This is a genomic window from Cellulomonas bogoriensis 69B4 = DSM 16987, assembly GCF_000767165.1.
In the GTDB taxonomy this organism is placed as follows: domain Bacteria; phylum Actinomycetota; class Actinomycetes; order Actinomycetales; family Cellulomonadaceae; genus Actinotalea; species Actinotalea bogoriensis.
Genome location: NZ_AXCZ01000001.1, coordinates 1 through 11,390, shown reverse-complemented (window position 1 = coordinate 11,390; position 11,390 = coordinate 1). Strand labels below are relative to the sequence as shown.

10 protein-coding genes are annotated in these 11,390 nt (G+C 72.8%); 8 read left to right on the top strand and 2 right to left on the bottom strand.

Annotated elements, in window-relative coordinates; all coding sequences use genetic code 11:
- Nucleotides 1–35: 35 nt before the first annotated feature.
- Nucleotides 36–392: a holo-ACP synthase gene (locus tag N869_RS00055; RefSeq protein ID WP_084136284.1), complete on the top strand. Its 357-nt coding sequence runs from the start codon at nucleotides 36–38 to the stop codon at nucleotides 390–392.
- Nucleotides 393–547: 155 nt separating this feature from the next.
- On the top strand, nucleotides 548–1,990 hold the full coding sequence (locus N869_RS00045; RefSeq protein WP_052104786.1) for a hypothetical protein: 1,443 nt from the start codon (nucleotides 548–550) through the stop codon (nucleotides 1,988–1,990).
- A 30-nt stretch (nucleotides 1,991–2,020) separates the two neighbouring features.
- On the opposite strand, the gene N869_RS00040 is transcribed toward N869_RS00045, so the two are convergent.
- Both N869_RS00040 and metH read right to left on the bottom strand, forming a co-directional pair.
- On the bottom strand, nucleotides 2,021–3,010 hold the full coding sequence (locus N869_RS00040; protein WP_035056059.1) for an LLM class F420-dependent oxidoreductase: 990 nt from the start codon (nucleotides 3,008–3,010) through the stop codon (nucleotides 2,021–2,023).
- Between the two features lie 37 nt (nucleotides 3,011–3,047).
- Nucleotides 3,048–6,710: a methionine synthase gene (gene metH, locus N869_RS00035; RefSeq protein ID WP_035056057.1), complete on the bottom strand. Its 3,663-nt coding sequence runs from the start codon at nucleotides 6,708–6,710 to the stop codon at nucleotides 3,048–3,050.
- 290 nt (nucleotides 6,711–7,000) lie between these two features.
- Between metH and N869_RS00030 the strand changes: the two genes are divergently transcribed.
- The 6 genes from N869_RS00030 to N869_RS00005 all read left to right on the top strand — a co-directional run.
- A complete protein-coding gene (locus tag N869_RS00030) occupies nucleotides 7,001–7,414 on the top strand; it encodes a hypothetical protein (RefSeq protein ID WP_156968260.1) in 414 nt (137 codons plus the stop codon).
- A gap of 66 nt (nucleotides 7,415–7,480) precedes the next feature.
- The gene (locus tag N869_RS00025) at nucleotides 7,481–7,984 is read left to right on the top strand and encodes a hypothetical protein (protein ID WP_156968259.1); all 504 of its coding nucleotides are present in this window, start codon (nucleotides 7,481–7,483) and stop codon (nucleotides 7,982–7,984) included.
- The gene (locus tag N869_RS00020) at nucleotides 7,981–8,835 is read left to right on the top strand and encodes an efflux RND transporter periplasmic adaptor subunit (RefSeq protein WP_035056053.1); all 855 of its coding nucleotides are present in this window, start codon (nucleotides 7,981–7,983) and stop codon (nucleotides 8,833–8,835) included. The genes N869_RS00025 and N869_RS00020 overlap by 4 nt, the downstream gene beginning before the upstream one ends.
- Nucleotides 8,832–9,584: an ABC transporter ATP-binding protein gene (locus N869_RS00015; protein WP_232229517.1), complete on the top strand. Its 753-nt coding sequence runs from the start codon at nucleotides 8,832–8,834 to the stop codon at nucleotides 9,582–9,584. Before N869_RS00020 ends, N869_RS00015 begins: the two co-directional genes overlap by 4 nt.
- A complete protein-coding gene (locus tag N869_RS00010; RefSeq protein ID WP_035056052.1) occupies nucleotides 9,581–10,756 on the top strand; it encodes an ABC transporter permease in 1,176 nt (391 codons plus the stop codon). Before N869_RS00015 ends, N869_RS00010 begins: the two co-directional genes overlap by 4 nt.
- Before the next feature lie 27 nt (nucleotides 10,757–10,783).
- Nucleotides 10,784–11,390, top strand: a 607-nt coding sequence (locus N869_RS00005) for an NAD(P)H-hydrate epimerase (protein ID WP_035056236.1), incomplete at its 3' end; no start/stop codon positions are given.

The following is an 11,390-nucleotide window of genomic DNA, read 5'->3' as shown; positions in this document are numbered from 1 at the left end:
GACCGCCGCGCAGGCGGCAGGCAGGTGGTGCACCGGTGGGTGTGGTGGGCGTGGGCATCGACGTGGTGGACGTCGCCCGGTTCCTCGCGACCCTCGAACGGGTGCCGCGGATGCGTGAGCGCCTCTTCACCGAGGCCGAGCGCAGCCTGCCGCCCGAGTCCCTCGCGGCCCGGTTCGCGGCGAAGGAGGCGCTCGCCAAGGCGCTGGGCGCCCCGGGGGACCTGCGCTGGCACGACGCGACCGTCCGCCGCCGGCCGGGCGCGCCCCCGCTGCTGGAGGTGACAGGTACCGTCGCGGCGCGTGCGGCGGAGCTGGGCGTCGGGACGTTCCACGTCTCGTTGTCCCACGACGCGGGGATCGCCACGGCTCTGGTCGTGGCCGAGTCGCTGTGACCGCACGGACCGGCCCGGACCTCCTGTCTCACCAGGTGGACATCCGCCGGTGCGCGCTCAAGCGCGGGGGCGCGGGTGCCGATAAAAGCCCTGTGACAGGTGCGGGTCCGGGGGCCGTGGCATCGAGTGGGTGGCCCTCGCCCACCCGCACGGATGTGCACCTGGACCGTCAGCCCTCCACCTGGGACGCCTGGATCGGCACGGCCGCGGACGTCGACGAGCACGCACTGCGTGCGAGGCTGGTGCGCTCGGCACCGGACGCCTGGAAGGGGTACCGCGAGCGGGCCCTGGAGGAGTCGCTGTCGCTCCTCCTCGCTGGTGAGGCGCTCGCTGCACGCGGTGTCCTTCTGGCCCTGGGTGCCGAGCAGGCCAGGGGAGCTCCCGGCACGGGACCCGCTGGGCTGGAGACGGTGCTGGGTGCCGCCCTGGACGCCACGGACGGTGACGACGATGCGTACGCCTGGCTCGTGGACCACGAGGAGCGGCACGCGCTGCAGGACCCGCGTCTGACCCGGCTCCTGGCGGTGGTGGCCGACTCCCGGGACGAGACCGAGGTCGCCGACCGGGCCTGGTCCGAGGTGATGGCCCAGGCCGTGCGCCTGGACCCGGCACGTGCCCGACGGGCCGTCGTCGCGCTCGTGTCGCGCCGTGAGCGTGACGGGCTGATCGGGCCGATGGTCGCCGACCTGCTCTCGTGCGTGGCGCTGGTGCGCTCCACCCAGGTCGAGGACTGGGACCAGGTCGCGGTCGACGCCGCCCACGACCTGCGGGCCCGGGGGGACGTGGCCGGTGCCCGGTTGCTGCTCCGGGCGTTCCGGGCCGCCGCCCCACCGACGGCGCCGGTGGACCGTGCCCGTCGGGCCCTGACCCCGGCAGCCGTCTCGGTGCGGGCCGTCGCGAATGCCGTGGTCTTCACCGTGCTCGCCGCAGGTGCGTTGGCACTCGCGGTCCGCTGGGGCAACCCCTTGCCGTTGTTCGCACTGGCGGTGCTGGCGGTGGCCGGTGCCCGGGTCGTGCACGTGCCCGGCATGACCGAGCAGGAGGGCAACGTCTGGCAGCGTCTGGGCGCGGTGGAGCTCGACCCGCGGCGCGGGATCGTGGAGACCGGGGCGGGACTGGCCTGGTTCGCGGTCCTCGGGGTGGCCGGGGCGTTGTCGGGCCTGACCGCCACGTCGGCCGCGACGAGCCAGCTGCGCGAGGCCGGTCGCCATGGCGCGTGGCTGGACGGCGGTGGGGGGCTGGCGCTGTGGTTCGTGGGGATGCTCGCGGGCGCCGTCGCCGCTGTGCTGATGGGCAGGTGGCTGCACACGGCCGTGCGTCGGCACGAGACGGCCCGCCGGTGGGCGGCCGCGGATCGTGAGGGCGTCAGCCCGGGTGCGGCGTGCCGGTGCTGGCAGGTCTCGGCCCTGGTCGACGAGCGGGCGCTGGGGTACGCCGGTGAGCATCTGCTCCCGCTGGACCGTCACCGTGGGGTCGGTGACCCGTTGGACCGTGGTGACGACCTGTGGCAGTGCCCCGAGAGCGACACCTTGTGGCTGCTCACCGGCCCCGGTGGGAGTGGTCGCACGGTGGCTCTACGGGGCACCGCCGTCGGGTGACGGCGGCCCTCCTGGGGCCGTCCGGGCGCGTCAGCGCAGGGCGGGGACGACCTCGCGCTCGAACAGCTCGATGCCGCTGCGGTCGTAGGCGGCCTCCACGAAGTACGTGATGGCGTACGTCATGCCCAGGTCGCGGAGCCCGGTGAGGGTCTCGACGACCTGCTCGGGGGTGCCGACGAGCGGCCCGGTGCGCAGCTGCTCGACGGTCTCGGCGGCCTTCTGCTCGCTGACGCACCCGCGGTAGTGGTCGGCGATCCACGCGAGGCGGTCGTCGACCTCGGCCTGGTCCCGTCCCATGACGACGTTGTAGTTCGCCGACCGGGTGATCTCCCCGTAGTCACGCCCCACGTCCTGGCAGTGCCGGCGCAGCACCTCGGACTTGTGCGCGAAGCCTTCGGGCGTCCCGTCGAAGTTCGTGTACCGGGCGTACCGTGCCGCGGTGCGCAGGGTCTTGCGCTCCCCGCCGCCGGCGACCCACAGGGGGATGCCCCCGGGCTGCAGCGGCCGCGGCTGCACGCGGGCGTCCTGCACCTGGTAGTGGGTGCCCTCGAACGTGACGCTCCCGGTGCGCCACGCCTGCTCCATGATCTGCACGCCCTCGTCCAGGGCCCGCAGCCGGTCACCGGCCCCGGGGAACCCGTACCCGTAGGCGCGCCACTCGTGCTCGTACCACCCGGCGCCGATGCCCATCTCGACCCGGCCCCCGCTGATCAGGTCGGTGGTGGCGGCGACCTTCGCCAGGTAGGCGGGGTTGCGGTACGCCATGCACGTGCACATCTGCCCGAGCCGTACCCGTGAGGTGGCGGCCGCGTAGGCGGCCATGAGGGTCCACGCCTCATGGGTGGCGTCGTCGGTGGGTTCGGGCACGGTGTGGAAGTGGTCGTAGACCCAGATCGACTCCCACGCGTCACCGGTGTCGGCGTGCTCGGCCAGGGACCGCATGGTGGCCCAGTGGTGAGCGGGGTCGATGCCGACGAGGTCCATCCGCCAGCCCTGCGGGATGAAGAGTCCGAAGCGCATCCTCGCAGGCTACGGCAGTGGCGGGTGCCGGGCCCGGTCAGTCGGGCGTGTACCCCAGGTTGGGGGCGAGCCACGTCTCGGCCTCGTCCAGGGTCCAGCCCTTGCGGGCGGCGTAGTCCTCCACCTGGTCCCGACCGATCGGCCCGACGGCGAAGTACTTGGAGTCGGGGTGGGCCAGGTAGATCCCGGACACGGCCGACGGCGGGTGCATGGCGTAGGACTCGGTGAGCGTCAGGCCGACCTCACCGGCGTCCAGCAGGTCGAACACGGTCTGCTTCTCGGTGTGGTCGGGCTGGGCGGGGTACCCGGGTGCGGGACGGATCCCGGGGTAGCGCTCGCGGACGAGGTCCTCGATGCTGAGGTCCTCCTCGGGGGCGTACCCCCAGTGGTGCACGCGCACCTCACGGTGCAGCCACTCGGCGAACGCCTCGGCCAGGCGGTCCGAGACGGCCTTGACCAGGATGGACGTGTAGTCGTCCCCGGCGTCCTGGTACCGGTCGGCGAGCTCCTCGGTGCCGTGGATGGCGACGGCGAACGCCCCGACGTGGTCGTGGGTGGTGGACAGGAGGTCCGCGAGCGCGGCGTAGGCCCCGGTGCGGCGTCGTTGCTGGCGCAGGGTGTGCAGGACGGCGGTGGGTGTTCCGGGCCGGTCGTGGGTGGGCAGGCCGTCGGTGTGGATCTCGATGTCGTCGCCGACGCGTCGTGCGGGCCACAGGCCCCAGACGCCGCGGGGGGTGAGGAGGTCCTCGGCGATGATCCTGTCGAGCAGGGTGGTGGCGTCGGCGAACACGGCGCGGGCCTGCTCGCCCTGGCGGGGGTCGTCGAGGATCTTGGGGTAGGTGCCGCGCAGCTCCCAGGTGCTGAACAGGGGGGTCCAGTCGATCACGGGGGCGATCTCGGTGAGGGCCGGTTCGACGACGTGGCGGCCCGGGGTCCTGGGTGGTGGGGGTGTGGGGGTGGTGAGCCGGATCGGTCGGGCGCGCGCCTCGGTCAGGGGGACCAGGGGCTGGTCCTTCTCCTGGTGGCGTTCGCGGAGGCGTGCGTACTCGCCGCTGATGCGTTCGGCGGTCTCGGTGGGTCGGCCTAGCAGGTCCGAGACGACTCCGACGGCTCGGCCGGCGTCCTGGACGTGGACGACCGTCCCGTCGTAGGCGGGGTCGATCTTGACGGCGGTGTGGGCGCGGCTGGTGGTCGCCCCGCCGATGATCAGGGGGGTGGTCAGCCCGCGGCGGGTCATCTCCTTGGCGAGGTGGACCATCTCGTGGAGGCTGGGGGTGATGAGCCCGGAGACCCCGATGACGTCGGCGTCGACCTCGGCCGCGGCGGCGAGGATCCGGTCGGAGGGGACCATGACGCCCAGGTCGTGCACGACGTAGTCGTTGCAGGCCAGGACCACCCCGACGATGTTCTTGCCGATGTCGTGGACGTCGCCCTTGACGGTGGCCATGATGACGGTGCCCTTGCCTCGTGCGGGTCCGCCGGCGGCGGCGCGGGCCGCGGCCTCGGCCTCGAGGTAGGGGGTGAGGTGGGCGACGGCGGCCTTCATGACGCGTGCGGACTTCACGACCTGGGGCAGGAACATCTTGCCGGCCCCGAACAGGTCGCCGACGACGTTCATGCCGTCCATGAGGGGCCCTTCGATCACCGCCAGGGGGGAGCCGAGGGCCTGGTAGGCCTCTTCGGCGTCTTCCACCGCGTGGTCGACGATCCCGTGGATCAGCCCGTGCTGGAGGCGCTCGGCGACGGGCAGCTCCCGCCAGGCGGCCTGCGCGGCTGCCTCCCGGGTGACGCCCTTGTAGGACTCGGCGAGGGTGATGAGCCGGTCGGTGGCGTCCTCGCGCCGGGCCAGGACGACGTCCTCGACGGCTTCGCGGAGCCGGGGCTCGAGGTCGGTGTCGATGGTGAGCATCCCGGCGTTGACGATGCCCATGTCGAGGCCGGCGGCGATGGCGTGGGTGAGGAACACCGCGTGCATGGCCTCGCGCACGTGGTTGTTGCCGCGGAACGAGAACGACACGTTGCTGATGCCGCCGGAGGTGAGCGCACCGGGCAGGTTCTGCTTGATCCAGGCGACGGACTCGATGAAGTCCTTGGCGTACCGGTCGTGCTCGGGCATGCCGGTGGCGACCGTGAGCACGTTGGGGTCGAAGATGATGTCGTGCGGGGCGTACCCGGCCTCCTCGGTGAGGAGGCGGTAGGCGCGGGTGCAGATCTCGATGCGGCGGGGCAGGTCGTCGGCCTGGCCCTGCTCGTCGAACGCCATGACGACGACGGCGGCCCCGTACCGGCGCACGCGGCGGGCCCGTTCGAGGAATGCGGCCTCGCCGTCCTTGAGGGACAGGGAGTTGACGACGCCCTTGCCCTGGAGGTGCTTGAGTCCTTCCTCCAGGACGGTCCAGTCCGAGGAGTCGACCATCACCGGGATGCGGGCGGTGTCCGGTTCGGCGGCCATGCGGTCCAGGAACGCGCCCATGGTCTGCGGGCCGTCGAGCATGCCCTCGTCGACGTTCACGTCGATGATCTGGGCGCCCCCGGTGACCTGCTGGGCGGCGATCGCGACGGCGGCCTCCTCGTCGCCGGCGGTGATGGCCTTGGCGAAGCGGGGGCTGCCGGTGACGTTGGTCCGTTCACCGACGTTGACGAACGGGATCTGCCCGGTGAGCTCGAACGACTCCAGCCCTGACAGCCGCAGGTGGTCGGGGGGTGGTGGCGGCACGCGCGGGGGGAGCCCGGCGACGGCGTCGGCGATGGCCCGGATGTGCTCGGGTGTGGTGCCGCAGCACCCGCCGACGACGTTCACCAGCCCGGCCTCGGCGAACTCCTTCAGGGTCTCGGCGGTCTCCTCGGGGGTCTCGTCGTACTCGCCGAACGCGTTGGGCAGCCCGGCGTTGGGGTGGGTGGAGACGAGGGCGGTCGCGGTGTCGGCGAGCTCGCGCAGGTGGGGGCGCAGCAGGTCGGCGCCCAGGGCGCAGTTCAGGCCGACCGACAGCAGGTCGGCGTGCTCGGTGCTGATGACGAACGCCTCGGGCGTCTGCCCGGACAGGGTGCGGCCCGAGGCGTCGGTGATGGTGCCGGACAGCATGATCGGTGCGCGGCGGCCCGCGGCGGTGAAGGCCTCCTCGCACGCGAACAGGGCGGCCTTGCCGTTGAGGGTGTCGAACACGGTCTCGATGAGCAGCAGGTCCGCGCCCCCGGCGAGCAGTGCGGTGATCTGCTCGGTGTACGCCTCGACGAGCTCGTCGAACGTGACCGCCCGGTACCCGGGCCGGGTCACGTCGGGCGACAGGGACGCGGTCCGGTTGGTGGGGCCCACCGCGCCGGCGACCCACCGGGGGTGGCCGTCGCGTGCGGTGGCCGCGTCGGCCTCGGCGCGGGCGATGCGTGCGGCGGCCTCGTTGAGGCGGGTGACCAGGTGCTCGGCGCCGTAGTCGGCCTGGGCGATGGAGGTGGAGCTGAAGGTGTTGGTGCTGGTGATGTCGGCCCCGGCGTCCAGGTACGCGCGGTGGATCCCGGCGACGACGTCAGGACGGGTCAGCTGCAGCAGGTCGAAGTTCCCCTGGTACTCCCGGCCCGGGTCGGCTCCCTCGAAGCGGAAGTCGGCCTCGGTGAGGCCGGCCTTCTGGAGCATGGTGCCCCACCCGCCGTCCAGCACGACGATCCGCTCGCGGCACACCGCGGCGAGGTCGGGAGCACCGGTCACACCGTCACCTCGCAGTCGGGTCCTGCGCCGGGTGGCGCTGTACGACGTCCCTACGGTGCCCGATCCGAGCCCGATGGTCGGTGCCGTCCCGGGGTACGGACGGCACCGGCCGGACCATGTGCCTGCGGTCGGTGCCGTCCCACCCGGAACACCTTGTCGCTGTGACTGCTCCTTCGCTATCATTCGGGCGCGAGGTCATGGCGTTATGACTGAATTGTGAGGCATGGCCTGGCGTAGTGGTCCAAGGGGGCGGCCCGACGAGCGGGCCGTGACGACAAGCAGGGGGACACATGAGACTCAAGCGCGCGCGTAGATCTGCCATCGCGGCTGCCGCGATGGCAGTGATCATGATGGTGCCGACATCGGCCACCGCGGCGACGACCAGCCTGAGCGGCACGGTCAACTGCACCGGCACCCGGACCGTCTACAACACGGTCCGGACCATGGCTGAGCCATCGCGCACGGACCTGTTCCTGACCAAGGCCGCGGGTGGTGCACGAAGCGGGTACAGCATGTACATCGGTGTCTACATCGTGGCGAACGGGAACTACCACCGGGCCTACTTCGCCAGCGCGAACCGGTACGGCACCCTCCAGTCCGGGAACAACTACGTGGTCAACACCCGGTTCCGGATGACTGCTCAGATGGCGCAGGCGTCGCGGGGCACGTGCTCCAACTCGTGGGGAGGCACGTTGACCTTCTGATCGAGTCGGCCACGCCCCCAGGCCACCCCTCTGCCGCCCCCACCTGAGGAAAGTTGGTTGCATTCCGTGAACAGCAGCAACGGTCGTCGTCGACCGGCCCGACTCGCCGGGGTGGTGGTCGCGGTCGCGCTGGCGACGGCGTGCACCGCAGACGCCCCTGACGCACCCGTGGAGCAAGAGGGGCAGGGGTTCGTCGAGGGCGAGGGGTACATCGCGGAGTACGAGCAGGCCGCGGAGGCGCTGGAGTGGCCCGGCGGCGTCGAGCCGCCGGGCCCGAGCCCCGACGCCGGGACCAGCTACCAGGTCGGTGTCGGGGAGTCACAGGCGACCATGGAATGGAACTGTGCGTGGGGGCGGGAGTGGTTGAGCCTGCGGGAGCAGGGCGGGGACGAGGCTGACCACGCTCTCGAGATGTACGCGGGCTTCCTGGAGACGAGGACGTTCCGGGAGATGTTCGACCCGGAGAGCGCGCAGCCGGTCGTCAGACAGATCGTCGAGGACGCCAGGCTGGGCGATCCGTCCGGCGTCCAGCGTGACGTGGAGACCAACTGCCCCACGGACGGGCGGTGAACAGGCGCCGTACGGTGCGTGCTGCTCGCTCCGTCGGGGCGGCGGTCGTCCTGGGGGCACTCGTCGCGTGCACCTCGGGGGGCGGACCCCAGGGGGACCCGCCCCCCGAGGTGACGGACGCTGCGGACGCCGTCGTCGACGTCGTCAGGCAGGACGTGGTGTCCGTCGTCGCCCACGGGGGGCGGGTCGTGGCGACACCATCGGTCCTCGTCCGTGCCGGTGCCGACGGTGAGCTGCGTGCGGGGGTCGAGCTGGACGGTCAGCTCGAGCCCGGCGAGCCGATCGCGATGGTCGCCGACCGGCCGGTCCTGGCCCCGGCGCAGGGGCGCCTGTCCCGATGGTCGGTCCCCGACGGCTCCGTGGTGGCCGCCGACACCCCGGTCGCGCTGCTCACGTACGGGGGGTTCGGGGTCGAGGTCGACGTCCCCGCAGGTGACGCCTACCGGATCTACACGGTGCCCACCAGCGGCAGGGCGAACGTGGACGGCGGCCCCGGTGGGCTCGAGTGTGACGTCGTGCCCGGCGAGACCGATGAGCGGGAGCCCGCCACGGGCGGGGACGAAGGGATCCGGTTCTTCTGCCTGCTGCCGATGGACGCCCAGGTGCTCGCGGGCCTGAGCGCGCGGGTGGGCATCGAGACCGGCCGGGTCGAGCAGGCTCTCGTGCTCCCGGTCGAGGCCGTGACCGGCTCGGTCCAGACGGGCACCGTCACGAAGGTCACCGATGGCGCCCGGGCGACGGTGGACGTCGGGCTGGGCATCACCGACGGCGTGGTCATCGAGATCACCTCCGGCCTGGAGGAGGGCGACACCGTCCTCGCCTACGCTCCCGGGCTGTCGCGTCACCGGTGATCGAGCAACCGACCGAGGCCGTCCTGGAGGCCGACAGCCTGTGGCTCGACGTCGAGGTCGCCCCCGGGCGGGTGCTGACCCTCGCCCGAGGGATCGATCTGACGGTTCGTGCGGGGGAGTCCGTGGCCCTCGTCGGCAGATCAGGGTCTGGCAAGTCCACCCTGCTGGCCGCCTTCGGCCTGCTGCGACGTCCTGATCGCGGCAGGGTCGTCGTCGACGGGCAGGACGCGGCCGAGCTGTCGGACGCGCGTGCGGCCATGCTGCGCAACCAGCGCATCGGGTTCGTCTTCCAGGACTACTCGCTGGTCGGTCACCTCTCGGTCGTCGACAACGTCATGCTGCCGTTCGAGTACGGTCGGCCCGCGCCGAGGCGTCGAGCGCGTGACCGCGCGGTCGAACAGCTGGACGCGGTGGGGCTGGCCGGGTTCGAGGGGAGACGACCTGCCCAGCTGTCCGGCGGTGAGCAGCAGCGCGTCGCGATCGCGCGGGCCCTGGTCCGGGAACCGGCACTGGTGCTCGCAGACGAGCCGACAGGTGCGTTGGACACGGACACCGGTGACGCCGTGATCGAGAACCTCCTGGAGGCGACCCGACGTGCGGGGGTCGCCGCGGTGGTCGTCACCCACGACCCTGCGCTCGCAGCCCGCATGGATCGCTCCTTCGAGCTCGTCGACGGTCATCTGCTCACCCGCGACGGTCACGGTCACGCCCAGAGGGATCGTCGGAGCGACGGGCAGGTGCCGGCATGACGCGCGCGTTCCGGACCTCCCTGGCCGACCTTCGAGCCCGTCCGCTGCGTTCGTTCCTCACGGGGCTGAGCATGCTCGTCGGGGTCCTGGCCGTCGTCGGGGTCTCAGCCGCGGACCAGCTCTCGACCGGGTACGTGATCGCGGCCCACGAGCAGCTGCAGGGCCGGGAGGCGACCTACGCGGCCCACGTGCGGGTGGGCGCCGCTGAGGCCGGTGCGGTCACGAGGCTGAGCGACGGGATCGCCGCGCGCATCGGCCCGCAGGACGCCGCTCACGTCCTGCTCCTCTCGGCGGACCGCACCCTGGCCCGCGGCGACCGGTCGACGAACGCGACGGTGCACTGGGTGGACGGCGACCTCGAGGGCGTGTTCCGCCGACCCCTGGTCCAGGGGGAACGGGCCGGGGACGCCGGTTCCCGCGCCCTGGCCGTGGTCGTCAACGAGGAGCTCGCGCGCGTCCTGGGCCTGGAAACCCTGCCGACGACGATCGAGCTGGCCGCAGGGGGCGCGGACCCGCACGTGGTGGTGGTGACCGGCGTGCTGGCGGACGCCGACGACGAGCCGGTCGCCTACGGGGTGCTGACCGCTGCGGCGCGGGTGGCGCCCGACGTGTTCCGGGACGGGTCCTTCGCCGTGCACCTCACGGCCGGGACCGGGTCTTTGGCGGCGGTGACCGGCACGATCAAGGACGCCGTGTCCTACGCGGGCCTGGAGCTGGTCGAGGACGTCCGCCGTGTGGACACCGTCGAGCGTGCCCGGGAATCGGCGCAGGTGGTGGAGCGCGCGTTCGTGGCTGCGGCGCTCGCAGCGTTGACGGTCGCGGTGATCGGGATCCTCAACATCGGGCTCGCCTCCCTCGCCGAGCGTGCGCGCGAGCTGGTGGTCCGCAGGGCCCTGGGCGCGCGGCGGGTCGACGTCTTCTCCCAGGTCCTCGGCTCGAGCATGATCCTGGCGATGCTCGTCGCCGGTACGGCCCTCGTCGCGGTGCTCCTCGGGGTCTACGTGGTCGCGCCCGCGGCCACTCCCGTGACCTTCATCGCCGACCCCGTGCAGCCCCCGTGGGGAGCCCTGCGCAACGGCGTGCTCGCGGCCGTCACCACGGCGCTCCTGGGTGCGGCTGCCCCGGCGGTCAAGGCCACCCGGTTGCCCGTCGCCCTGGCACTGCGCGCCTGACCGGCGCCCGCCCGGCAGGATGGGGGTGTGATCGAGGCCTACACCGCAGCCGACGTCCGTGCCGCCGAGGAGCCGTTCCTGGCCCGGGAACGGTCCTTCCACGGTGGGTTGATGCACCGGGCGGCGACGGCGCTGGCCGGTCAGGTGCGCGCCGAGCTCCGTGCCCGTGGCCACCACGTCTACGGGGCCACGGTCGTGGGCCTCGTCGGGCCCGGCAACAACGGGGGCGACGCCCTGCACGCCCTGGCGCTGCTCGCGGGCCGGGGTGTCCGGGCCACCGCGGTCCTCACGACCACCACCGTCCACGACGAGGGTCTGGCCGCGTTGCGTGCGGCGGGCGGTCGCGCCGTGTCGGTCGCACCGGACGGCGGACAGGACGCCATCGGGGCGGAGGTCTGGTCCGGGGACGCGCTCGCGGAGGCTTTCGCCGCCGACGTCGTGCTCGACGGGTTGCTGGGCATCGGTGGGCGCGGTGGGCTGCGGGGTGCCGCCGCGGTCCTGGTCGAGCGCCTGCAGGCCCTGAACGACGGCGCACCGGCCGCTGCCCGGCCGGTGGTGGTGGCAGTGGACCTGCCCAGCGGGACCGGGGCCGACGACGGCACCGTCCCCGGTCCGGTGCTGCACGCGGACGTGA

Bases quoted from the DNA above. Each gene is read 5' to 3' on its own strand.
- N869_RS00040 (WP_035056059.1), bottom strand. From the start codon at position 3,010: ATGCGCTTCGGACTCTTCATCCCGCAGGGCTGGCGGATGGACCTCGTC.
- N869_RS00030 (WP_156968260.1), top strand. From the start codon at position 7,001: ATGAGACTCAAGCGCGCGCGTAGATCTGCCATCGCGGCTGCCGCGATG.
- N869_RS00010 (WP_035056052.1), top strand. From the start codon at position 9,581: ATGACGCGCGCGTTCCGGACCTCCCTGGCCGACCTTCGAGCCCGTCCG.